Here is a 21,463-nt window from a genome sequence, read left to right on the forward strand (position 1 = left end):
GACCCGCGGCTCAGGAAACCCCGGTCAGCAGATGCTGCGCGGCGCCTGTCGCCGCGCGCCTGAAACGCGATGGCGAAACGCCCATGTGTTCGCGGAAGAAGCGGGAGAAATTGCCGGGCGTGGAGAAGCCCAGATCCAGCGCCACCGAAGTCAGGGGCTGTTCCTGGTGCACCAGCAGGCGCACGGCCTCTTCCACGCGCACGGCGCTCCAGAAGACCTGAGGCGTGGTGTTGAGCTGATCCCGGAACAGCGCGAAGAAGTGGCCGCGCGACAGGCCCACGCGGCTGGCGACTTCTTCCGCCGTGATCGGCTCGTGGGCATGTTCGCGCATGTAGGCGATCGCCGCGCGCAGCCGGCGGTCGAGTGCCGGCGCCGCGGGCATCCGGTTGCGCGGACGATCCGGCTCGATCGACGATTCGATGGCCGCTTGCAGCAGGGCCTCGACCTCCGCATCCAGATCCGCGCCGGGGTGGTCTTGCGGCGCCACGATCTTGTCCAGCAATCGCCAACAGCTTTGGCGTACCGCCGCGTCGATGGGCACGCCCGGCGCCGCGAAGTGGAATGGGCGACCGGTGGCGGCCCGCCTTTCGTCCAGCCAGGGCTTGGCGATGTAGAGCACCAGGAAGATGGCCGGTCCCGACCGTTCGAGCAGTCTGGCGTCGTGCGATTCGTACGTGTTGGTGCCGAGCGCCAGGTGCTCGCTGTAGGGGACCGGAGTCTGGCCGACATGTCCCAGCACGCGCGCGCCGCCCAGCCACAGGGCCAGCTGCACTTCCGCATGCGCGTGCGCGATCAGGTCGTCGCGCAGTTCCAGCACGACGGCGCGGCCGAACGCGCCTTCGTGCAAGGCGTAAGTCTCCTGCATCTCTGTCTCCCGTTTTTCTTATCGCCTCGTCGCGCGAGCCTGGGCCTGCGCGCGGGCGGGTGCGGCGCTCAGGGAATTTTATGGGCGTTTGCGCGTTTGTCCGCGCTAGGTGTATTCACTAGGCACAAAATCTGACTCTGCGATAAGTCCGCGCACGCGGCGATAAGCGCGCTGCCGCCCGCGCCGATACAGTCCTGAAAAATTGCCGGCGCAATGCCGATGCAAGCAACGACTGCTCAGATAAAAGGAGACGGCAGCATGAGCACCCAACACGTCAACGGCATGGCCGTGGAGATCGACGGCGAAGGGCCGGCACTGTTGTGCATACACGGCCTGGGTGGTTCCTCGAATACGTGGACGCCCGTCATGGGCGCCTTCGACGGGTTCCGCGTGATCCGTCCGGACCTGCCGGGAAGTGCGCGCTCGGCGCTGGGCGAGAAACGCCTGTCTATCGCTACCTACGTGGACACGATGGCGGGACTGCTGGACGCATTGGAGATCGATGTGGCGCATGTCGCCGCGCATTCGCTCGGAACCGTGGTGGCCCAGCATCTTGCCGTGGCCCATCCTGGCAGGGTCAAGTCGCTGGCGCTGTTCGGACCGTTGGCCGCGCCGCCGGATGCGGGCCGGCCCGGCATTCGCGCGCGGGCGGAGCTGGCGCGTGGTGGCAGCGCGGCGATCCAGGAAATCGCAGACGCCATCGTCAAGGGCGCAACCAGCGCGCAAACCAGGCAGAACCAGCCCGCCGTGCTGGCACTGGTGCGTGAGAGCGTGATGCGTCAGCCTCCGGAAGGCTATGCGCAAAGCTGCGAGGCGCTGGCTGACGCGCAGCCGGCAGCCCTCGAGACGATCAGCGTCCCGGCTTTGCTCGTGACCGGCGACCAGGACGGCGTGGCACCGCCCACGAATGTGCAGGCGCTTGCTGCACGCCTGGCCGGCAGCCGCCAGATCGTGCTGAAGGACTGCGGCCACTGGACCACCTACGAAAAACCTCAGGCTTGCGCAGAGGCCTTGCGGGAGTTTTACGCAGCATTGCGTTAAGCAACGTTTTTCCTGGCGTTTCAACATAAGAAATCGGCCCGCGCGACGGGCCGGAGGAGACTTGTCATGTCCAGCATTGCCATAATCAATGTCGCCATCTTCGATGGCAGCGGTGCGGAACCCTATCCTGGTGAGGTTCTCATCGAAGGGGCGCGCATCTCCCAAGTCGCGCGCGCGCCCCAACAGGTGAGCAGGGATGGCGCGCGGGTCATCGACGGGAAGGGACGCTTCCTGATGCCCGGCATGACCGAAGCGCACACGCATTTTTCCTGGAACGACCAGCCTTCGCTGGCCGCTATTCAGTTCATGCCGCCGGAAGAGCACATCCTCTGGTGCGTGCGCGTGGCCAAACGTTACCTGGATATGGGCTGGACTTCGGCCATAGGCGCGGCCGCGGCCAAACCTCGGCTGGACGTGGTGCTGCGCAACGCCATCAATGCCGGAGAATGCCCCGGGCCGCGCTACCTGGCGGGCAGCCAGGAAATCACCACGATTGGCGCGCTTGGCGACAATTCTCTGCCGCACATGCCATTCGACGAACTGAGCTTCGGCAGTGTGTGCTGCGGCCCGGAAGAGATCAGGCGCTCGGCGCGCACCTTCATTAAATACGGCGTCGACCACCTGAAGATCAACTTGTCAGGCGAGTACATCGCCGGGCTGCCGGCCGAGATGTCGCCCTTCGCCGAGGACGAGATCGCCATGCTGGCTGGCGAAGCGAAGCGCTACGGCAAGCGCGTCGCCGCGCATGCCCGCTCCAGCGAGTCGGTCAAGCAATGCGTGCGCCACGGCATCGAGATGATCTATCACGCCAGCTTTGCCGACGAAGAGGCGCTCGACATGCTGGAAGCCAACAAGGACCGCCACTTCGTCGCGCCCGGCATAGGCTGGCTTATCCGCACCGCGTTCAACGCTTCGGAATACGGCATTACGCCCGCCATCGCCGAACAAATGGGCTACAAGCGCGAACTGGAAATCGCCTCGGAGTCACTGCGCAAGATGCACCAGCGCGGCATTCGCATCCTGCCCGGCGGCGACTACGGCTTTGCCTGGATGCCCCACGGCACCAATGCCCGCGACCTCCAGTACTTCGTCGATTACATCGGCATGACCCCGGCCGAGGCGCTGATGTCCGCCACCCGGTTGGGCGGCGAGATCATGCAACGGCCGGACGAGCTGGGCATGCTGCGCCCAGGCTACCTGGCGGACGTGGTCATGGTCGACGGCGATCCGTTGAAGGACCTGTCGCTGTTGGTCGATCCGGACGGGATAGTCCTGGTGATGAAGGAGGGGCAGGTGTGCAAGAACAATGGTGTGTTTGGCCAGAACAGTACGGTGGAGCCGAATTCCTCCATGCTTGTCTCCGCGGATGATAAGAATAGGAAGGAGACCGCGCTGGCCGAAAACTAGGCTGTGCCGGAGCACCCGTTTTTCGCAATGCTCTTACGCGGCGAGTTGGCGATCTGATTCTTATGGCCAGAGTATCCGCACAGGTCGCCTGCTCAATATGGTCTGAATTCAGTCCTACCCGAGCGCCGCGCCCATCCGCTCAAGCCTCGCCCACCCCTTCCTGCACGCTCGCCGCCAGCATCTGCGCGGTCGCCGCTGACAAGGTCCACCCCAGATGCCCATGTCCCGTGTTGTAGAACACGCCGGGCCGTTTTCCAGGGCCGACGCGGGGCATCATGCTGGGGGTCATGGGGCGTAGTCCGCACCAGGGCACCACGCGCGAGGTGCGGACGCCGGGGAAGTGCTTGCGGGTCCAATCCACCAGCGGCTGTACGCGTTCGGCGCGAATGTCCATGTTGAAACCGTTGAACTCGGCCGTGCCAGCCACGCGGAAGCGGTCGCCCAGCCGGCTGGTGACGATCTTGGCGGCCTCGTCCAGCAGGCTGACACGGGGCGCGGCAGCCTGGCTGGGCGCGTCGTCCAGGTGCACGCTGATGGAGTAGCCCTTGACGGGGTAGATGTTGACCGTGTCGCCCAGCTGTTTCGCGAATTGCCGGCTGACGGCGCCGGCGCAGACGACGATGGCGTCGGCTTCGTGTTGTTCGCGGCGCGTGCCGCCCTCGCGCGCGACGTCGAGCACGTACGGCGCGCCGTCCACGCTGATGTTGCGGATGTCGGCATCCTGCGCGAAGCGCACGCCCCGGCGTTCGCAAGCGCGCGCCAGGCCGCTGGTGAACTTGTGGATGTCGCCCGTGGCGTCGGACGGCGTGTAGAAGCCGCCGTAGCAGGTGGTCGTCAATGTGGGTTCGATGTTGCGCGCTTCTTCGGGCGATACCGCGTAGCGCTCCAGCCCGCCTTCCTGCAACAAGGCATTGGCGCGGCGCGCGGTCTCGAAGCTGGCGGCGTCGTGATAGATGTGCAGGATGCCGCGGCGCTCCAGGTCGAAATCGATGCCTTCTTCTTCGGCCATGGCATATAGGTGTTGGCGCGCGGCGATGGCCAGCCGGGTGGTCTCGATGGTGTTGCGGCGGTAGTTTGGGATCTGCCCGATGAATTGCGCCAGCCAGGAATACTTGTGCCAGCTGAATCTGGGATTGAGCAGCAGCGGCGCGTTATGCCGGCCGAGCCAGCGCAGGCCCTTCATGACGGTGGCGGTGCTGTTCCAGACTTCGGCGTTGCTGGCCGACAACTGGCCGCCGTTGGCGTAGGAGGTCTCCATGGCGGGATAGCGCTGGCGGTCGTAGACGGTGACGTGGTATCCCAGTTTGCTCAGGGCATAGGCGGACGTGACGCCGGTGATACCGGCGCCAATGATGGCGATGCGGGGCATGATGGCTCCAGATTGAGTGGCCGCGGCCACCCGGCCGCAGCACCCCATCTGTCTCTGTACCTGAGAGCTTCACCCGCGGCGCGGGCGGCGGCGGGTTCCCCTTCGGTGGGCGCATCGCGCCTCTCTCCAGATTGTCTAGACCGCGCAGTCCTGTTTGCCTGAGAGTTTCCGGGGCGGTTGCTCCGTCGGCGCCTGTCGCTGGGGCAGGTCTCTTCTGCGAGGTTTTGGATCGACGAGCCGAGAATAGCCAAAATCCCCGGGAATGAGACCAAGGGTTAGTACCAATGGGACACCGCGCCGCGTTACGATGCATGCGCGCCGCCGTTGCGGCGCCACGGATTCGACACGACAGGGAATGACGAGAATGCGCTTGAATAGCATGCTGCGCACGGGATGGTTTGCGCTGATGGTCGGCGGCAGCGCACTGGCGCAGGCCGGCCAGGCCGACGCGGACCGCAAGATCGACGAGGCGGTCCAGGCCGTCATGCGCGAACACGACATCCCCGGGATGTCGGTCGCCGTGACCCAGGACGGCACGCAGCGCTTCTACAACTACGGCGTGGCGTCCAGGGAAACGGGCAAGCCCGCCGGCAGCGACACGCTCTACGAGGTCGGGTCCATCAGCAAGACCTACACGGCGACCCTGGCGGCCTATGCACAGGCGCGCGGCCGCCTGGCCCTGGGCGACAGCCCGGCCAAGTTCCTGCCCGAACTCGCCGGCAGCGACTTCGCCAAACTGAGCCTGATCAACCTGGGCACGCATACGACCGGCGGCTTCCCCTTGCAGGTGCCCGACGCCATCAAGAACCAGGCGCAGCTGATGGCTTATCTCAAGAACTGGAAGCCCGAGCATCCCGCCGGCACGTACCGTACCTACGCCAACCCCAGCATCGGCATGCTGGGCGTGGTCGCCGCCAAGAGCCTGAACCAGCCGTTCAAGGCGGCGATGGAGCGGGACCTGTTTCCCAAGCTGGGCCTGACCAGCACCTACATCGACGTGCCCGCCGCGCGAATGGCAGACTATGCGCAGGGCTACAACAAGCAAAATGCGCCCGTGCGCGTGAATCCGGGCGTGCTGGCGGACGAGGCCTACGGCGTGAAGACCAGCGCGCGCGACCTGATCCGCTTTGTCGACGCGAACATGGGCTTGAACGTCACCAATGCCGAACTACGCGATGCGATCGGGCAGACGCACGTCGGCTATTACCAACTGGGCGACATGGTCCAGGACCTGGCCTGGGAACAACTGCGCTATCCGGCGACGCTGGACGCCTTGCTGACGGCCAATGCCGGCAACTACAACAGCCAGAGCCAGCCGGTGGCCGCGTTGAACCCGCCGCTGCCGCCGCAGCAAGCCGTGTGGATCAACAAGACGGGCTCGACCAACGGTTTCGGCGGCTATGTGGCGTTCGTGCCGTCCAAGCGCCTGGGCATCGTGATACTGGCCAACCGCAACTATCCGAACGAGGCCAGGGTCCGGCTGGCGTACCGGATCCTGGGCGAATTGGACAAGTAGGCGCGCAGCCCCGGGACTAGCGCGCAGGCGGCTGCCTCGCCGCGTCGTAGCGGGGCAGCAGCTCCATCACTTCCAGCCGCTTGCACAGCTGTGCCAGCCGCTCCATCTTGTAGGCGTTCACGTCCATGCCGGCGTAGTCGTAGAAGCCCTGGCCGTCGCGCAGTCCGTTGCGCCCTTGTTCCATGTTGCGGGCGATGACGGCGGGCGAGGCGAAGCGCGGATCGATGGCGTCGGCGAGATAGCGCGAGGCGTAGTAGAGGATGTCGCCGCCGCCCCAGTCTATGAATTCCAGCAGTCCCAGGACCGAGAAGCGCAGGCCGAAGCCCAGGCGCACGGCCGTGTCGATGTCTTCGGCGCTGGCTACGCCTTCCTCGACCATGCGGGCCGCTTCGTTCATGGCCAGCGCCTGGATGCGGGGCACGATGTAGCCGGCGGCAGGGGCGCATTGCACCGGCTTCTTGCCCGCCTGGCGCAGCAATTCCATCAATCCCTGCGTCGCGGCATCGCTGGTCTGGGGGCCGCGGCTCACCTCCACCAGCGGTATCAGGTAGGCGGGGTTGAGCCAGTGCGCGTTCAGGAAGCGCTTTGGGTCCTGCACCAGCTCTGCCAGCTCGGTAACTAGAAAGGTGGACGTGGTGGATGCGATGATGGTGTCGGGCGCGCAGGCCGACCCCAGCCACAGAAAGGCGTCGCGCTTGGCGTCCAGGCGTTCGGGCACGGCTTCGAACACCGCGCGCGCCTGCCGCAGGTCTGCTTGCGCATCCTCGCGCGAGCATAGATGCACGCGCGCCAGCGCAATCTCCGCTTGGGCGGCATCGAGCAAGCCCAGCCTGGACAGGATGGAGAGCTCGCGGCGCAGATCGTCCCGCACGCGGGCAAAGTACTCGGCCTGCTCGGCGGCCGTGCGCGGCTTGATGTCTATCAGCGTGACGTCCAGGCCGGCATGGACGTATGACAGCGTGATGCCCACGCCCATGCGGCCAGCGCCGATCACGCACAGTTTTTGGTTCATGGCTTGCATCCTTGTATCAGCAGCCTTCAGCCAGCAGTTTGCGCATATCGTCGCGCGACAGGCGGTCCAGGCCCAGGCGTTCCAGCGTGCGACCTTCGGCATAGAGGTCACGGCCGGTAACGGCGCTGGCCAGGCTCAGGAGTCCTTGCGCCACGGGGGTGGGCACGCCCGCCCAACGGCCGGCGGACACCAGGAATGACAGACCCAGCCGCGTGTCCTCGAGCATGTAGCGGTGGGTGTGCAGATCGATGTCTTCGCGCCAATCCCCGCTGTCGGTGAGCCTGCCATGGGCGCCGCGGCCGTACATCCATTCGTCGCCTTCGGCGGCGTAGTGGTCGGACAGCGGAAAGTGCGGGGCGGCATAGCCCAGGGCCACGCGAATGGCAATGCGCTCCGCGTCCAGCGCGTCGGTCACGCGCCGTATGGAGGCTTGGGTGCCTTCGTTGTGGATGTCCCACTTGTCGAAGTGTTCGAGCGGACCCGCGTTCATCATGATGAGCGGAGGATGGATGATGGGGCCGGCATTCATCAGCGCGCCGGAAAGCCCGTCTTCTATGGGTTCGATGCTGGCGTAGGCGCGCTGGACGACCGCCAGCGCGTGCTCCGACAACCGGCGCGGGAACACACCCGTGGGCAGACGAGTGGCGTAGCCGCTGATCACGACTCTTTCGCCATGCTTGCGTGCCAGGTAGGGCAGGGTGCCGGTTTCAGCGAAGGCGGTATCGGCGGCATTGCCTGCATCCTGCATGGCGCGGGCGAAGACGTAGCAGCCGAAAGTGCCCGGCGGCAGGAACACGACCTGGCCGTCGCGCAACAGCGGGGCCAATGCCTGGGCCAGCGCCTCGTGCGTGGTGGACGGCAGGGGAATGACGAGTAGCTCGGCATCGGCCGCCGCCGCGGCCAGGTCGCGGACCAGCTCCAATTGCCGCGGTCCTACTCCCAGCGGGATCTGGCGCGTGCCGCGGTAGTCGGTGACGGTCAGCGCGCCGGCGTCCCGCAGCCCCTGGAACGCCGCCCAGTCGCGGCGCCACCAGCGCACTTGATGGCCTTTTTCACACAGGTCGGCCGCTGCCGCGTAGCAGCCGTGGCCGCCGCCTATGACGCTGATTCTCATGGTCAAGCTCCGTCTTTTGGAGCTTTGATCCTAGCGTCGGCGGGCAGGCGAGGCTGCGCTGAACGCGCAAGCGACGTTCCGATCCGGCAAGCGAATAAGGGCGTGGCCGGGCTGCTGCTTACTGCCTGCCCTGGCGCAGGGTATCCGAGGGCAGGCAGCCGTAGCGCTTGCGGTAATGGGTGGCGAAATGCCCGAAGCTGGAGATGCCATGCCGCAACAGGATGTCGGTGACGCTGTCGCCCTCGCTGGCCTGCTCCAGCGCCGTGTGCACCAGGGCCAGCCGCTGGCTGCGCACGTAATCGCTGGGACTTTGCTTCAGGAACTGCGCGAAGCCGTTTTGCAGCGTGCGCACGGAAACGCCACAGTGCGCGGCCAGGTCCGACAGGGAGATGGTTTCGGCAAGATGGCTTTCGATGTAGTCGCGCGCGCGGCGCACGTGCATGGGCAGCGGCTGGCGGCGGCCTGCCTGCAAGGCTTCGGAATAATTGTGCGGCAACTGGGTCAGCAGCAGTGTCAGCAGATAGTCCGAGAATCCGGAGGCCAGCGTCTGGGTGACGCCTTCGATGGCGGGATGCCGGTACAGCCGGCATAGATAGTCCAGCGTTTCACGCACCGCGAGCGGCCCCGGGGCGTTCGCATCCATCTGCAGGTCGAAGACCAGGGCCTGTTTGAGGGGACGCTCGAGCAGCCGTTGCAGCTGGCGTTCCAGCGCCTCGCGCTCGATGCGCAGGATCAGGTTGCGGCAATCGCGGCCGATGCGGATCACGCTGCGTTCGGACGGCGATGAAATGGTCAGGCTGCCGGCGTTCATGGTGGCGCTGCGCTTGCCCAGCGTGATCAGCCCGGAGCCTTGCAGCGTAATGCGGATGAGGTAGTAGCTGGCGATGTCGCCGGCATCGATCTCGACTTCGGCGCCGTAGTGCAGGTCGAACAGCGCCGCATTGCCGAAGAACACGCCATACAGGCGGGACTGCAGGGGTTTTCCCGGGGGGACGCACATGCGGTGCGACCACAGGTGCTGGCTGACCTGATCCTTGATCTCGGCGATGTTGCCCGAATCCAGCAAGCAATGGCGGTCCAGCGGATTGGTGTCGTTGAACATGCTTTCCTGCGCAGCGGGAACAGTCATTGCGCCCGGCGTATAGAGGCCGGCCGCGCAAAGACCTACAAAAGATGGGCCTGCAAGCAAGTGAGGCGCCACCCGGCCCGTTGGGCGCCGGGCAGATCTCACCACCATACAAGGGAAACAAACCATGACTGACGGCAGCCCGCGGCACGGATCGAAACCTAGCTACGCCTACGAGTGGTACGTCGTGGTGATATGCATGCTAGCGTACATATTTTCCTTCGTCGACAGGCAGATCCTTGCGCTGATGATCGAACCGATCAAGCACGATCTGCAATTGTCGGACACGCAGTTCAGCCTGCTGCACGGCCTGGCGTTCTCCTTGTTCTACGCCTTCATGGGCATCCCCATCGCCCTGTTGGCGGACCGCTATTCGCGGCCGAGGATCATCGCGATCGGCGTGGCGTTCTGGAGCCTGGCCACGGCGGCCTGTGGCCTGTCGCGCAATTTCGCGCAGATGTTCCTGGCGCGCATCGGCGTGGGCGTGGGGGAGGCCGCCCTGTCGCCCGCTACATACTCGATGCTTAGCGACATGTTTCCGCGGGAGAAACTGGGGCGGGCTGTCGGGGTCTATTCGATCGGTTCGTTCATTGGCGGCGGCATGGCCTTTCTGATTGGCGGCTATGTCATCGATCTGCTCAAGAGCGTGGACACCGTCACCTTGCCTGGGGCAGGGACGATGCGGCCTTGGCAGGTGACCTTCTTCATCGTGGGGCTGCCCGGGTTGCTGATTGCCTTGCTTATCCTCTTGACGGTGCGCGATCCGCGGCGGCTGGGGTTGCGGCGCAATGCCGCGGGGCAGGTCGAGAAGCCCGCCATGAAGGATACCTGGCGCTTCCTGGGCCGGCACCGCGGCACCTTCTTTTGCCACTACCTTGGCTTCTCTTTCTATGCGATGGTGCTGTTCGCGCTACTGGGTTGGACACCGGCGTTCTATATGCGCAGATTCGGCATGTCGCCCGTGGAGGCAGGCTACATGTTGGGGGCGGTGGTGCTGGTTGCCAATACCGCCGGGGTATTCTGCGGCGGCTGGCTGATGGATTGGCTGGCCAGGCGCGGCTACAGCGATGCGCCCCTGCGCGCCGGCGTGATCGGCGCGGCGGGCATGGCGTTGCCGGCGGTGATATTCACACAGGTGGATTCCTTGTGGCTGTCGGTCGGGCTGCTGTTGCCCGCCATGTTTTTCGCATCGTTTCCCATGCCGACCTCAACGGCCGCGATGCAGATACTTCCTCCCAATCAGTTGCGCGCCCAGGTGTCTGCGCTGTTCCTGCTGATCTCCAACCTGATCGGACTGGGCCTGGGCACGACTGCCGTGGCCATGCTGACCGACCGGTTGTTCATGAGTCCGGCAGCGGTGGGGCAGTCGCTGTCCGTGCTGGTCGGCGCGGCCACGGTCCTGTGCATTGCCTTGCTCGCGGCCGGTTGCAAGCATTACCGGCGCAGCCTGAACCTGGAAGCGCACGAGATTCGGCCATTGGAAACCGCGCGCCTCTCACCCTGAAGGCGGTCGAGGGGCCGCGATGCGGCCCTTTTTTTAATCCTGTTACCTCTGCGTTGAACTCCACATTCCTCGTAAAGGAAATGGTGCCGGGGATGCGCTATAACAACCGCTTTAAGCTTCACGATTCCGCGCCGGACGCGGTGCGCGGGCCGCCATCGCGGCGGACCATGCCGCCCGCCGTCCCAAGCCGGACCCCAATCCATGTCCCGAGTTCTCCGCTGTCCATCCCTGGCCCTGTTCGTAGTCCTGACGGGCGTCCTGGCGGGATGCTCATCCCCGAAGCCCGAGTTCGAAAAAGAAGATTTCACCCAGAGCGACACCTACTCGCGCACGGTCCCTGCGAGCAACGTGGCGGCCTGCGATGCCGGGCGCCGCGCCTTGCTGAGCCAGGGCTACAACATCGACAAGTTCGAAGGTTCACGCGTCACCGGACACAAGAATTTCCAGGATGAGGACGGACAGCATACGCAGATCGCCTTCAACATCGAATGCGCCTCCGACGGCAGTTCGAACGAGCGGGCCACTGTGTTCGCCAATGCAGTGCAGGACCGCTACTCGATCAAGCGCACCGCCAGCTCGGCCAGCGTGGGCGTAAGCGTGCTGGGCCAGGTGTCCATGCCATTTGGCTCCAGCGACGACTCGCTTGTGAAGACGGGCAGCCAGACGGTTGCGCGACCCAAATTCTACGAAGGGTTCTTCCAGCTGCTCCAACGTTTCCTGCCGGATGCGCAGGCCGCCGCCGCGCCGCAGGCGCCGGTGGGCAGCCGCGCCAAGGGGCAGCCGAAGGTCGTGCCGCCCGAACCGGCGGAATCGCCGGACAAACCGGCCGATACCCTGAATCCGGCCGCAGCTTCGGGCGCCGGCGAATCCGCCAAGCCCCGAGCGGCAGCCAACGCAAGTCCAGCCCCGGGCCAGTCGGCGCCGGCTGGCGCCAGTTCGCCCGCAGCGGCCGGGACCGCCGCGCCCACCTCCGCCACGCCTGCAGCTGCGCCCGCCCCTGGCGCGCCCGCGACGCCTGCGCCGGCCAGTCCCGAGACGGCTAAATAAGGCCGCGGCGCCGCGCCGGGTTGCCGTAGCGCAAGCCGATGCGTGCCGCCCATGCGCGGCCCGGTCCGCGTCCGGCGATAATGCCGGTCATCATGACCTATCAACTCCTGAAAATGCTCCACGTCGCAGCCGTGGTCGCCTGGCTGGGCGGATCGCTGTTCGTGTCGCTGTTCCTGCTGTCCTCGCAACCCCAGGACAGCGATGAAGCCCCGAAAGAGCGCAAGATGCTGGGGGCCTTGCGCCGCTGGACGCTGTGCGTGACCACTCCCGCGATGGTGTTGACCTGGCTGGTCGGGCTGCATCTGGCCGTGACTTTCGGCTGGTTCGCCATGACCTGGATCTGGGTCAAGGTAGCCTTCGCGCTGGCGTTGTCGGCGCTGCTCGGCATCCAGAGCGCGGCCTTGCGCCGCATGGCCAATGGCAGCGCCAAGCGTCCGCCCCTGGTGGACCTGTATGCGCCGTTCACGGTCATCGCTTCCGCCGTCATCGTCACGCTGGTGGTCGTCAAACCCTTTTGAACCGCGCGGCAGGGCACGACCCGGGAGCATATGCCTTGCCGCCATAACCAAACGCCCCTGTAATAAGGACTCAACGAACTATTCGTTCGCGCGGTTCATCCCCCTCCCTAGAATCGTCTCTCTCATAACCGCATAGCCTGAGAGGCGATTCCAATATGACTTCCCGTTTCTTCAAGCGCCTGCTGGGCGCGGTGCTGGCTTCGGCGGCAATGTTCCATGGCCCGGCGTTCTCCGCCGATCCCAAGCCCCTCAAGGTGGGCGTGCGCGGCGGCGTCGACGAGCAGATCTGGGAAGTGGTGGCCCAGGTCGCCAAGAAGAACGGCCTGGCCGTCGAACCCGTGGTGATTACCGGCACCGCCAGCCCCAACGAGGCGCTCAACAACGGTGACCTCAATGCCAACGCCTTCCAGCACATCCCTTTCCTGAACGATCAGATCAAGCAGCGCGGCTACAAGCTCGTGCCGGTTGCCAACACGCTGATCTCGCCAATCGCGTTCTATTCCAAGAAGTACAAATCGCTGAAGGATCTGCCCGATGGCGCCCGGATCGGCATTCCCAATGACCCCAGCAACCAGACGCGCGCGTTGGTCATCCTGCGCGACCAGGGCCTGATCACGCTCAAGGACGGATTCGATCCGGCCACTGGCACGGCCACCTTGGCGGACGTGACCTCCAATCCCAAAAAGCTCAACTTCGTGGAAAGCGCGTCCGTGGTGCTGGCGCGTTCGCTGCCGGACGTGGACACCGCGGCCATCGTCAACAGCTTTGCCTATCAGGCCGGGTTGATCGCCACGCGCGACGGCATCGCGGTGGAGAAGAAGGAAAACAACCCCTACGTGAACATTATCGCGGTGCGCGAACAGGATAAAAACGCGCCTTGGGTGCCCGAACTGGTCAAGGCCTATCACTCCGAGGAGGTGCGCCAGTTCATCCTGAGCAAGTACGAAGGTTCGGTCATTCCGGTGTTCTGAAGTTGGAACCGGGCAATGATGCAACACGAATTTTCCTTGGCGGAAATAGCCGATGCCGCGTCGCGAGTCCAGACCGACGACGCGCACATCGTCTTTGACGGCCTGCAAAAGCGCTACGAGGGCGCGCAAGGACCGGTGACCGCGCTGTCCGACGTGTCCTTCTCCATCGCCCGCGGCGAGGTGTTCGGCATCATCGGGCGCAGCGGCGCGGGCAAGTCCACGCTGCTGCGTTCCATCAACATGCTGGAGCGGCCCAGCGCCGGCCGGGTGCTGGTTGACGGAGTCGATGTCGGAGGCCTGGACGAGAACGCATTGGTGGGACTGCGCCGCCGCATCGGCATGATCTTCCAGCACTTCAACCTGCTGTCGGCCAAGACGGTGGCCGAGAACGTGGCCTTGCCGCTGCGCGTGGCCGGCGTGAAGCCTGCGGCCGCGCGGGCGCGGGCGGACGAACTCCTGGAGCTCGTCGGGCTGCGCGACAAGGCGGACGTCTATCCGGCGAAGCTGTCCGGCGGCCAGAAGCAGCGTGTCGGCATCGCCCGGGCACTGGTGCACGAACCGGAAATCCTGCTGTGCGACGAAGCGACCTCGGCGCTGGATCCCGAGACCACGCAATCGATCCTGACCTTACTGCTGGACATCAATCGCAAGCTGGGCCTGACGGTGGTGCTGATCACGCACGATATGGCCGTGATCCGGGAGGTCTGCCACAAAGTGCTGGTGCTGGACGGCGGGCGCAAGGTCGAGGAAGGCGAAGTCTGGCGCGTGTTCGGCAATCCCCAGGCGGATGCCACGCGGGCCCTGCTGCGGCCTTTGCAGCACGATTTGCCGACGGATCTGGCGGCCAGACTCGTGCCCGATCTCCAGGCGCGCGAGGGCGTGGCCGTATTGCGGCTGCGCTTCACGGGGCAGGGGCGGCCGGATGGCGTGTCCTTGCAGGCGCTGGCGGCGCTCGGCCCCGGCGCGACGTTGCTGCATGGCGGCCTGGACCGCCTGCGCGGCCACGCGCAGGGCAGCCTGCTGGTGTCGGTGCCCGCAGGCGCTTTACAGGAAGAGGCCGCGCGGGCAGCGCTGGTGGCCGATCAAATCAAGGTGCTGGGTTATGTCGTTGCCGATGCTTGATAAATACCTGCAGGCCTTCCTGCAAACGCTCGCCATGGTGAGCGTGTCCGCCGCCATCGCCATCGTGCTCGGCCTGGCGCTGGCGCTGGTGCTGACCGTTACCGCGCCCGGCAACCTGTATCCCAGGCCGCGCTTCAACAAGGTCTTGTCGGTGACGGTGAATACCTTCCGCGCCATCCCGTTCATTATCCTGCTGGTGGCGATGCTGCCGTTTACGCGGTTCCTCGTGGGCACCACGCTGGGCACCTGGGCCGCCATCGTGCCCTTGTCCGCCAATCTGGTGCCGTTCTTCGCGCGCATCGCGCAGGTCAGCTTGAACGACGTGGACCACGGCCTGGTGGAAGCCGCCAGGGCCATGGGGTGCCGCCGCCGGCACATCGTGCGGCACGTGCTGTTGCCGGAAGCCCTGCCGGGCATCATCGGCGGCATGACCGTCAGTGTCATCGCCATGATCAATGCTTCGGCCATGGCCGGAGCAGTCGGTGCCGGCGGCCTGGGCGACCTGGCGATCCGCTATGGCTATGAGCGCTACGAGACGCGCGTGATGTTCGAGGTGATCGTGATCCTGATCGCGCTGGTGTCGGTTGTGCAATTCACCGGCGAATGGCTGTCGCGCCGCGCCGACCACAAACGCTGATTCCAATGCCGGGAGCACATGCCCGGCTTCACCCGTCTACAGGAACGTTGAAATGTCCGAGTCCTTGCAACACGGCTTCGCTACCCGCGCTATCCATCTGGGGTATGACCCGCTGGACGAGCAGGGCGCGCTGGCGCCTCCGCTCTATCTCACTTCCACCTACACGCAGGACAGCATCGAGGCCTTCGATCAGATCCGCCTGGGCGAGAAGCAGGGCTATGTCTATGGCCGCACCCGCAATCCGACGCAGGCGCTGTTGGAAGAGCGGCTGGCGTCCCTGGAAGGCGCCGAGGCCGGCGTCGTCACCGCGTCTGGCATGGCGGCGATCTCGGCCACCTTGTTCTCGCTGCTGCAAAGCGGCGACGAGATCGTGGTGGACCAGATTGTGTATGGCACCGCGTTCACCTTGTTCACCCAGGGGCTGGTCCGCTTTGGCGTTCGCGCGGTGTTCGCGGATTTCACGCGCCCCGAGACCGTGGCCGCGGCCATCGGACCCAACACGCGCGCGGTCTATTTCGAGACGCCGGCCAATCCGAACCTGCGCCTGGTGGATATCGCGGCGGTGTCCGCGATCGCCCGCGGCAAAGGGCTGCTGACCATCGTGGACAACACCTTTGCCACGCCGGTGCTGCAACGTCCACTGGAGCACGGCGCCGACATCGTGCTGCATTCGGCTACCAAGTACCTGGGCGGGCACGGCGATCTGCTGGCGGGCGCGGTCTTGGGCCGCAAGGAACACATCGATGCGATCCGGCTGCAGGGCCTGCGCTACTTCACAGGCGCGACCCTGTCGCCCTTTACCGCCTTCCTGGTATTGCGCGGCATCAAGACGCTGGAGCTGCGCGTGCAGCGTCACAGCGAATCCGCCTTGAAGGTGGCCAGGCTGCTGCGCGAGCATGCCGCGGTGGCCGACGTGTTCTATCCCGGATTGGCGGACACGGCGGGCGCGGACATTGCGCGGCGCCAACAATCGGCGGGCGGCGGCCTGGTCGCGTTCGAGCTCAAGGGCGGGCTGGCCGCCGGACGAACGCTACTCAACAGCCTGAAGCTGGCGCGCATCGCGGTCAGCCTGGGCGACCCCGAAACCCTGATCCAGCACCCCGCATCCATGACGCATGCCAGCTATACGGCCGAGGATCGTGAACGCTACGGCCTGTCCGAAGGCTTGTTGCGTCTTTCGGTGGGACTGGAGACGCCCGAGGACATCCTGGCGGATCTCAGGCAGGGCCTGGACCGGGTGTAGAGTCCGAACGCCGCCAAGCCACCCATTCTCCTTCGTCCGAAAAATTGCGCGGCCCGCGCGCGGCGGCGGCCAGCCCGGCGCGCAGTATGCCGTGGTCCAGCCCGGGCAGGTGGCGCAGCAAGGCGGCAGGCAGGCGTTCCACGTCCAGGATCGCGGCGTCGAATTCCATGGCCATCAGCCCGCCGCCGTCGCTCGGCACGCGCACGAACCAAAGGCCCTCCATGTAATCGCCCGACCAGGGGTCGGGATAGATGGCCTGCGTGTAGCGGAATCCGAATTCATGGATGTCGTGCCACGGCCAGAATTCCCGCTGGCCCAGCGCGCGCGCCAGTTCACTGCTGCGCGTGAGGCCGGCGTCGTCGAAACTCACGGTTTCGCGCAAGGGATCTTCGGGCGGTTTCGGGCCGGCAAGCAGCCGCTTGATGATGGACCACATGGCATATGGATGGATGAAGGAAGGCCAGTGTAGCGGCCTGCATCGCTGCAAAAATGTTACAACGTTTGATCGAGGTCAAATCCGAGGACCAGGGCTCAGGGTAGCGTTTGCGCTTTTCCGAAGTGGGCCGCAGGCGCAAGCCTGGCCGCGGACAGGACGATCAGCGCAGCGAGGACAGCATCGATGACAGACAAGACAAGCCAAGCCACCGAACAAGCCGTAGCCGAAGCGCCGCGCAAGCGCGCCGCCAAGCGCACCGCCAGCGCCTCCGCCACACCGGTCGTCAAGACCGTGGTTACGGCGGTGACCACCGGCCGCAAGCCGCGCGCGGCCAAGACGCCGGCGCCCGCTACCGATCCCGTGTCCGCGGCGGCCTCCGCCGAGCCGGCTCTCGACGTCCGCAAGCGTGTCGTCGCCCGCCAGGATGCGGCGCGCCAGGAGACCGTCGCCGTGCTGGCCGATATTGCCCGCCGCTACAACGTCAGCGCGCCGGCGCAGGCGCGCGAGGCATTGCGCTCGGTGATCGAAGACTTGTCCCCGGACGATGCGCAGGCCGTGCACCGCGCGCTGCTGGAGGCCAATTCGATGGCGCCACGCACGCGCCGCAATCCCGACGACGAACTGGCGGCCGATTGGCGCGAAGGCATCTATCCCTATCGCCACCGCATGCTGCGCCGCAATTACGAGAAGCAGAAGTACAACCTGCAAGTCGAATTGCTGAAGCTGCAGGCGTGGGTCAAGGCCACCGGCCAGCGGGTGGTGATCCTGTTCGAAGGCCGTGATGCCGCCGGCAAGGGCGGCACCATCAAACGCATGATGGAACACCTGAACCCGCGCGGCGCGCGCGTGGTCGCGCTGGAAAAGCCCTCCGACACGGAGAGAGGCCAGTGGTATTTCCAGCGCTATGTGCAGCATCTGCCTACCGCGGGCGAGATCGTCATGTTCGACCGTTCCTGGTACAACCGCGCCGGCGTGGAACGAGTCATGGGCTTCTGCACCCAGAACGAATACCTGGATTTCCTGCGCCAGGTGCCGGATTTTGAACGCCACCTGGTCAGCAGCGGCATCCACCTGATCAAGTTCTGGTTCTCGGTCAGCCAGGAAGAGCAGCGCCGCCGCTTTCTGCAGCGCAAGGTGCATCCGCTCAAGCAGTGGAAGCTCAGCCCCGTGGACCTGGCCTCGCTGGACAAGTGGGACGACTACACCCGCGCCAAGGAAGCGATGTTCGCGCATACCGACACGGCCGACGCACCGTGGGTGGTGGTCAAGTCCGACTGCAAGAAGCGCGCGCGCCTGAACGCGATGCGCTACGTGCTCAGCCGCCTGCCGTATGAAGGCAAGAGCAGCGACCCCATGATGGCGTTGGACTCGTTGATCGTCGGCCGCGCGCTGTAGCCGTCAGGCGCCCAGCGCCTGCAGGTTCAGCGTGTAGCTGCGGCCGATCCAGACCGCGCAATCGCGGTGGTCTCGCAGGGAATCGCCGGTATTGGGATGCAGGAAGACATCCAGCGTCCCGTGATGCAGCGTCAGCCAGGTGGCAATTTCCGCGAAGTGCTCGGGCGTAAACGCAATCTGGTAGCTCCATTGGGGATGCGGGCCGACGGGGCGCTCATGGAAGCGCCCCAATTCCATCTTGCCGTCAAAGCGCGCGGCGATCCGTTCGCGCAGGGCACGCGCCGCGTCGCGGCTGGCGGCGTCGAAATACACATGGGCGTGCCAGCTGGCGACGTTGGCGGTTGGCAGATCAGTCATTGCTTGTTCTCCGTCGGTATCAGCCGCCCGCGCGCTTGGCGCGGATGCCTTGCTTTTGCAGGGCGTCCAAGACGCGGTCGCAATGGTCACCCTGGATTTCGATTACGCCATCCTTCACTGTCCCGCCAGAGCCGCATGCGTTGCGCAACTGCTTGCCCAGCGCGTTCAGCGCCGCGCCATCCAGGGCCAGGCCCTTGACCACGGTAACGCTCTTGCCGCCGCGTCCCTTGGTTTCACGCGATACGCGGGCCATGCCATCGCCCGCGGGCGCCGCCCGGGCCGCCTGCTTGCACAGGCACTGCGCCTGCGACTTGCGGCATTCCGGACACATACGGCCGCCGTCGGTGGAATAGACCAGACCGCCAGTAGAACTGCTTTTCATGATGGGCTTGCGAAATGGAAATGCATCGTGAGGGCGTGCGGACTTACTTGCCGCGCATCTGGTCGATCAAGCGCCGGTCGCGCTTGGTCGGGCGTCCCGCTTCGATGCCCAGCGCGGGCTCGGGCGCCAGGCGGCGCATTTCGGCGGCGCGTTCGCGCGCCGCCACGCTTTCGGGCGTTTCTTCATAGAGCTGGCGCGCGACGGGCGTGGGACCGCGCACGCCGCTGATGCCCATGACCCGCACATGCAGCGCAGGATCTTCCTTGCGCACCGTAACCAGGTCGCCTGGAGCGACCTCGCGCGCGGGTTTCGCCGGTTGATCGTTGACCAATACCCGGCCCTTGCCGATTTCCTGCACGGCCAGGCTGCGCGTCTTGTAGAAGCGCGCAGCCCATAGCCATTTGTCTAGCCGGATCTTGTCCATCTGATCGTCCCTGCCGGATTGCTGTACCAGGGGCCATCATAGCCGGGAGCGATGCCCGGCACCGCTCAATCCAGCGCCAGGTCGGCTTCCTGCACGACGCGTTGCCATTTGGCGATCTCGGCGCGGCGGAAGGTGTCCAGCTCGGCCGGGGTAGAACCAATGGGCTCGGCGCCGATGCCCGCCAGTTGCGCGGCGATGGCGGGTTCTTTCAACACCTTGGCCAGCGCGTTGGATACCTGGTCCACGATTTCGGGCGGCGTGCCGGCGGGCGCGAACACGGCGTTCCATTCATAGGTTTCGTAGCCAGGCACGCCAGACTCGGCGATAGTGGGCAGGTCAGGCGCCGTCCGGGAACGTTCGAGCCCACCGACGGCCACGGCGCGCAGCTTGCCGTTCTTCACGTGCTGCCACGCCGAACCCATGCTGGCGAACATCACGGGCACCTGGCCGGACATCACGTCGATCATGGCCGGACCGCCGCCTTTATAGGCCACGTGCTGCAACTGGGTCTTGGCCAGCAGATTGAACAGTTCGCCGGCCAGATGCTGTGCCGAACCCGGTCCGGCCGAAGCGAAGTACACGTGCTCCTTGGCGCCGGGCTGACCGAGCTTGATCAGGTCGGCTACGGTCTGGACTTCGTACGATGGCGTAACGACCAGCACGTTGGGCACGCGCAGCAGCAGGGATACGGGCGCGAATGCGGTCAGCGTGTCGAATTGCATCTTCGAATGCAGCGCGGGATTCTGTGCGTGGTTGGACGCATCCAGCATCAGGGTGTAGCCGTCGGGCTTGGCCTTGGCCACAACGGCGCCGCCGATCATGCCGCCCGCGCCTCCGCGGTTCTCGATGACCACGGGCTGGCCCAGCTCGGCAGCCAGCCTGGGACCGATCAAGCGCGCCACCACGTCGACGGTGCCGCCGGGCGGGTAGGTCACGACCAGGGTGACGGCGCGTTCGGGATAGGCGGCGGACGCGGCGCTTGCGGTCGCGGCCAGCAGGCCGGCGGCAAGCACGTTCCTGCCGCGCACCAGGTGTTTGAACAAAGGAATCATGGTTTGTCTCCTTGGAATTGGAATAGGCGCAATGGGGTGTCGGCAAGCACGATGCGGCGTTGCTCGGGGCGGTCGAGCCAGGCGTCCAACCATTGCGTTGCGGCCGGATAAGACGCCAGGTGTCGATGCTCGGTGTGGGGCCAGTCGCTGCCCCACATGAGCCGTTCCGGGGTATAGGCCTGCAGCAGCTGCTGTGTGGCCAGGCGGCCCGATGCGGCGCAGGCCGCAGCCGGCCAGTTGCGGTAAGGAGCCGACAGCTTCACCCAGATGCGGCCGTTGTCCGCTTGTTGCAGCAGGTAGTGAAAGCCGGGATCCGAGGTGCCCAGCGCGGGATCCGGGCGGCCGAAGTGATCCACCACGATGCGGCAACCGGCGCTCAGCAGGCGGGGCAGGATGTCGGGCAGTCGCGCGGCTTGCAGATGCAATTCGACGTGCCAGCCCAGCGCGTTGATGCGCGCCAGCAGGGTACGCCAGGCCGGCGTGTCCAATTGGGGTAAATCCAGGCCGATCAGATTCAGCCGGATGCCGGCCACGCCGGCTTCGGCGAGTTCTTGAAGCCCGGCCTCGGAGATTTCCGGCGCCACGACCGCGACGCCCCGCAGGCGGCCACGCGCGGCGCGCAGCGCCTGGACCATATGGCTGTTGTCCGTGCCCAGGAAGCTCGGTTGCACCAATACGCCATGCGTCAGGCCGTGGGCGTCCAGCAGCGCGAGATATTCGGCGGGCGTCGCATCGTAGTCGGGCGTGTGCCGGCGCACGTCGGCGAGTGCCAAGCCTTGCCGGAACACATGCGCATGGGTGTCGACGGCGCAGCCGATGACGGGGGAGGGCAAAGCGGTCTCCTTGTTGTGCGCTCGGGACAGGCGTCGCGGCGCTTTATACAAGGCGGGATTCTAGAAAGTTGAAATATACTTTTCTATTATTT

Annotated in this window: 22 protein-coding genes and 2 riboswitches; of the genes, 11 read left to right on the plus strand and 11 right to left on the minus strand. The window is 65.6% G+C overall.

The window, feature by feature from the left end; translation table 11 throughout:
* Positions 1-10 precede the first annotated feature (10 nt).
* Positions 11-865, minus strand: coding sequence for a helix-turn-helix domain-containing protein (locus VCS63_RS20435; RefSeq protein ID WP_042794304.1), 855 nt, complete (start codon positions 863-865; stop codon positions 11-13).
* A gap of 258 nt (positions 866-1,123) precedes the next feature.
* Between VCS63_RS20435 and VCS63_RS20440 the strand changes: the two genes are divergently transcribed.
* Together VCS63_RS20440 and VCS63_RS20445 are read left to right on the plus strand one after the other, a co-directional pair.
* Positions 1,124-1,906 carry an alpha/beta hydrolase gene (locus VCS63_RS20440; RefSeq protein ID WP_323880880.1) on the plus strand — a complete coding sequence of 261 codons (783 nt, stop codon included), beginning with the start codon at positions 1,124-1,126 and terminating at the stop codon, positions 1,904-1,906.
* A 66-nt stretch (positions 1,907-1,972) separates the two neighbouring features.
* Positions 1,973-3,313, plus strand: coding sequence for an amidohydrolase family protein (locus VCS63_RS20445; protein ID WP_323880882.1), 1,341 nt, complete (start codon positions 1,973-1,975; stop codon positions 3,311-3,313).
* Positions 3,314-3,452: 139 nt separating this feature from the next.
* Here the strand turns inward: VCS63_RS20445 and VCS63_RS20450 are convergent, their stop codons facing one another.
* The gene (locus VCS63_RS20450) at positions 3,453-4,682 is read right to left on the minus strand and encodes a D-amino acid dehydrogenase (protein ID WP_323880884.1); all 1,230 of its coding nucleotides are present in this window, start codon (positions 4,680-4,682) and stop codon (positions 3,453-3,455) included.
* Positions 4,683-4,726: 44 nt separating this feature from the next.
* Positions 4,727-4,816, minus strand: a riboswitch (glycine riboswitch).
* A gap of 1 nt (position 4,817) precedes the next feature.
* Positions 4,818-4,909, minus strand: a riboswitch (glycine riboswitch).
* Between the two features lie 152 nt (positions 4,910-5,061).
* Between VCS63_RS20450 and ampC the strand changes: the two genes are divergently transcribed.
* On the plus strand, positions 5,062-6,198 hold the full coding sequence (gene ampC / locus VCS63_RS20455) for a class C beta-lactamase (protein WP_063960530.1): 1,137 nt from the start codon (positions 5,062-5,064) through the stop codon (positions 6,196-6,198).
* A 16-nt stretch (positions 6,199-6,214) separates the two neighbouring features.
* Here the strand turns inward: ampC and VCS63_RS20460 are convergent, their stop codons facing one another.
* The 3 genes from VCS63_RS20460 to VCS63_RS20470 all read right to left on the minus strand — a co-directional run bounded on the left by VCS63_RS20460 (position 6,215) and on the right by VCS63_RS20470 (position 9,453).
* On the minus strand, positions 6,215-7,210 hold the full coding sequence (locus tag VCS63_RS20460) for a 3-hydroxybutyryl-CoA dehydrogenase (protein WP_104654103.1): 996 nt from the start codon (positions 7,208-7,210) through the stop codon (positions 6,215-6,217).
* 16 nt (positions 7,211-7,226) lie between these two features.
* Positions 7,227-8,324: an NAD/NADP octopine/nopaline dehydrogenase family protein gene (locus VCS63_RS20465; RefSeq protein WP_063960507.1), complete on the minus strand. Its 1,098-nt coding sequence runs from the start codon at positions 8,322-8,324 to the stop codon at positions 7,227-7,229.
* A gap of 118 nt (positions 8,325-8,442) precedes the next feature.
* Positions 8,443-9,453: a helix-turn-helix domain-containing protein gene (locus VCS63_RS20470; protein WP_223306504.1), complete on the minus strand. Its 1,011-nt coding sequence runs from the start codon at positions 9,451-9,453 to the stop codon at positions 8,443-8,445.
* Between the two features lie 124 nt (positions 9,454-9,577).
* Here VCS63_RS20470 and VCS63_RS20475 point away from each other — a divergent pair, with 124 nt between their 5' ends.
* The 7 genes from VCS63_RS20475 (at position 9,578) to VCS63_RS20505 (ending at position 16,492) form a co-directional block, all read left to right on the plus strand.
* Positions 9,578-10,954, plus strand: a complete 1,377-nt coding sequence (locus VCS63_RS20475) for an MFS transporter (protein WP_323880887.1) — start codon at positions 9,578-9,580, stop codon at positions 10,952-10,954.
* Positions 10,955-11,155: 201 nt separating this feature from the next.
* Positions 11,156-12,001, plus strand: coding sequence for a DUF2242 domain-containing protein (locus tag VCS63_RS20480; protein ID WP_323880889.1), 846 nt, complete (start codon positions 11,156-11,158; stop codon positions 11,999-12,001).
* Between the two features lie 92 nt (positions 12,002-12,093).
* The gene (locus tag VCS63_RS20485; RefSeq protein WP_223306503.1) at positions 12,094-12,519 is read left to right on the plus strand and encodes a CopD family protein; all 426 of its coding nucleotides are present in this window, start codon (positions 12,094-12,096) and stop codon (positions 12,517-12,519) included.
* A gap of 155 nt (positions 12,520-12,674) precedes the next feature.
* Positions 12,675-13,490, plus strand: a complete 816-nt coding sequence (locus tag VCS63_RS20490) for a MetQ/NlpA family ABC transporter substrate-binding protein (protein ID WP_042794295.1) — start codon at positions 12,675-12,677, stop codon at positions 13,488-13,490.
* 15 nt (positions 13,491-13,505) lie between these two features.
* Positions 13,506-14,612, plus strand: coding sequence for a methionine ABC transporter ATP-binding protein (locus tag VCS63_RS20495; protein WP_323880891.1), 1,107 nt, complete (start codon positions 13,506-13,508; stop codon positions 14,610-14,612).
* Entirely contained in the window at positions 14,593-15,249 is a 657-nt protein-coding gene (locus VCS63_RS20500) for a methionine ABC transporter permease (RefSeq protein WP_042794293.1), read from the plus strand. The genes VCS63_RS20495 and VCS63_RS20500 overlap by 20 nt, the downstream gene beginning before the upstream one ends.
* Positions 15,250-15,301: 52 nt before the next feature.
* A complete protein-coding gene (locus tag VCS63_RS20505; RefSeq protein ID WP_149064239.1) occupies positions 15,302-16,492 on the plus strand; it encodes a trans-sulfuration enzyme family protein in 1,191 nt (396 codons plus the stop codon).
* Here VCS63_RS20505 and VCS63_RS20510 read toward each other — a convergent pair.
* A complete protein-coding gene (locus VCS63_RS20510; RefSeq protein ID WP_175199369.1) occupies positions 16,467-16,928 on the minus strand; it encodes a hypothetical protein in 462 nt (153 codons plus the stop codon). The two genes, VCS63_RS20505 and VCS63_RS20510, sit on opposite strands and share 26 nt — an antisense overlap.
* Before the next feature lie 183 nt (positions 16,929-17,111).
* Here VCS63_RS20510 and ppk2 point away from each other — a divergent pair, with 183 nt between their 5' ends.
* Positions 17,112-18,323, plus strand: a complete 1,212-nt coding sequence (ppk2, locus tag VCS63_RS20515; protein ID WP_149064240.1) for a polyphosphate kinase 2 — start codon at positions 17,112-17,114, stop codon at positions 18,321-18,323.
* A 3-nt stretch (positions 18,324-18,326) separates the two neighbouring features.
* On the opposite strand, the gene VCS63_RS20520 is transcribed toward ppk2, so the two are convergent.
* The 5 genes from VCS63_RS20520 to VCS63_RS20540 all read right to left on the minus strand — a co-directional run bounded on the left by VCS63_RS20520 (position 18,327) and on the right by VCS63_RS20540 (position 21,371).
* Complete coding sequence (locus tag VCS63_RS20520; RefSeq protein ID WP_042794289.1) at positions 18,327-18,680, minus strand: DOPA 4,5-dioxygenase family protein; 354 nt, start codon at positions 18,678-18,680, stop codon at positions 18,327-18,329.
* Positions 18,681-18,699: 19 nt separating this feature from the next.
* The gene (locus VCS63_RS20525) at positions 18,700-19,062 is read right to left on the minus strand and encodes a translation initiation factor Sui1 (RefSeq protein ID WP_323880894.1); all 363 of its coding nucleotides are present in this window, start codon (positions 19,060-19,062) and stop codon (positions 18,700-18,702) included.
* Between the two features lie 43 nt (positions 19,063-19,105).
* Positions 19,106-19,486 (minus strand): RNA-binding S4 domain-containing protein, encoded by a 381-nt coding sequence (locus VCS63_RS20530; protein ID WP_323880895.1) that lies wholly within the window; start codon positions 19,484-19,486, stop codon positions 19,106-19,108.
* A 65-nt stretch (positions 19,487-19,551) separates the two neighbouring features.
* Complete coding sequence (locus VCS63_RS20535; RefSeq protein ID WP_063960513.1) at positions 19,552-20,538, minus strand: tripartite tricarboxylate transporter substrate binding protein; 987 nt, start codon at positions 20,536-20,538, stop codon at positions 19,552-19,554.
* Positions 20,535-21,371, minus strand: a complete 837-nt coding sequence (locus VCS63_RS20540; protein WP_254604506.1) for an amidohydrolase family protein — start codon at positions 21,369-21,371, stop codon at positions 20,535-20,537. Before VCS63_RS20540 ends, VCS63_RS20535 begins: the two co-directional genes overlap by 4 nt.
* Positions 21,372-21,463 lie beyond the last annotated feature (92 nt).

It is taken from the genome of Achromobacter sp. D10 (assembly GCF_035282245.1).
Lineage (GTDB): Bacteria > Pseudomonadota > Gammaproteobacteria > Burkholderiales > Burkholderiaceae_B > Achromobacter > Achromobacter insolitus.

Bases quoted from the DNA above. Each gene is read 5' to 3' on its own strand.
- VCS63_RS20470 (WP_223306504.1), bottom strand. From the start codon at position 9,453: ATGACTGTTCCCGCTGCGCAGGAAAGCATGTTCAACGACACCAATCCG.
- VCS63_RS20480 (WP_323880889.1), top strand. From the start codon at position 11,156: ATGTCCCGAGTTCTCCGCTGTCCATCCCTGGCCCTGTTCGTAGTCCTG.
- VCS63_RS20445 (WP_323880882.1), top strand. From the start codon at position 1,973: ATGTCCAGCATTGCCATAATCAATGTCGCCATCTTCGATGGCAGCGGT.
- VCS63_RS20510 (WP_175199369.1), bottom strand. From the start codon at position 16,928: ATGTGGTCCATCATCAAGCGGCTGCTTGCCGGCCCGAAACCGCCCGAA.
- VCS63_RS20450 (WP_323880884.1), bottom strand. From the start codon at position 4,682: ATGCCCCGCATCGCCATCATTGGCGCCGGTATCACCGGCGTCACGTCC.
- ampC (WP_063960530.1), top strand. From the start codon at position 5,062: ATGCTGCGCACGGGATGGTTTGCGCTGATGGTCGGCGGCAGCGCACTG.
- VCS63_RS20465 (WP_063960507.1), bottom strand. From the start codon at position 8,324: ATGAGAATCAGCGTCATAGGCGGCGGCCACGGCTGCTACGCGGCAGCG.
- VCS63_RS20490 (WP_042794295.1), top strand. From the start codon at position 12,675: ATGACTTCCCGTTTCTTCAAGCGCCTGCTGGGCGCGGTGCTGGCTTCG.
- VCS63_RS20475 (WP_323880887.1), top strand. From the start codon at position 9,578: ATGACTGACGGCAGCCCGCGGCACGGATCGAAACCTAGCTACGCCTAC.
- VCS63_RS20495 (WP_323880891.1), top strand. From the start codon at position 13,506: ATGATGCAACACGAATTTTCCTTGGCGGAAATAGCCGATGCCGCGTCG.
- VCS63_RS20500 (WP_042794293.1), top strand. From the start codon at position 14,593: ATGTCGTTGCCGATGCTTGATAAATACCTGCAGGCCTTCCTGCAAACG.
- VCS63_RS20485 (WP_223306503.1), top strand. From the start codon at position 12,094: ATGACCTATCAACTCCTGAAAATGCTCCACGTCGCAGCCGTGGTCGCC.
- VCS63_RS20505 (WP_149064239.1), top strand. From the start codon at position 15,302: ATGTCCGAGTCCTTGCAACACGGCTTCGCTACCCGCGCTATCCATCTG.
- VCS63_RS20525 (WP_323880894.1), bottom strand. From the start codon at position 19,062: ATGAAAAGCAGTTCTACTGGCGGTCTGGTCTATTCCACCGACGGCGGC.
- VCS63_RS20440 (WP_323880880.1), top strand. From the start codon at position 1,124: ATGAGCACCCAACACGTCAACGGCATGGCCGTGGAGATCGACGGCGAA.
- VCS63_RS20435 (WP_042794304.1), bottom strand. From the start codon at position 865: ATGCAGGAGACTTACGCCTTGCACGAAGGCGCGTTCGGCCGCGCCGTC.
- VCS63_RS20535 (WP_063960513.1), bottom strand. From the start codon at position 20,538: ATGATTCCTTTGTTCAAACACCTGGTGCGCGGCAGGAACGTGCTTGCC.
- VCS63_RS20520 (WP_042794289.1), bottom strand. From the start codon at position 18,680: ATGACTGATCTGCCAACCGCCAACGTCGCCAGCTGGCACGCCCATGTG.
- VCS63_RS20460 (WP_104654103.1), bottom strand. From the start codon at position 7,210: ATGAACCAAAAACTGTGCGTGATCGGCGCTGGCCGCATGGGCGTGGGC.
- VCS63_RS20530 (WP_323880895.1), bottom strand. From the start codon at position 19,486: ATGGACAAGATCCGGCTAGACAAATGGCTATGGGCTGCGCGCTTCTAC.
- ppk2 (WP_149064240.1), top strand. From the start codon at position 17,112: ATGACAGACAAGACAAGCCAAGCCACCGAACAAGCCGTAGCCGAAGCG.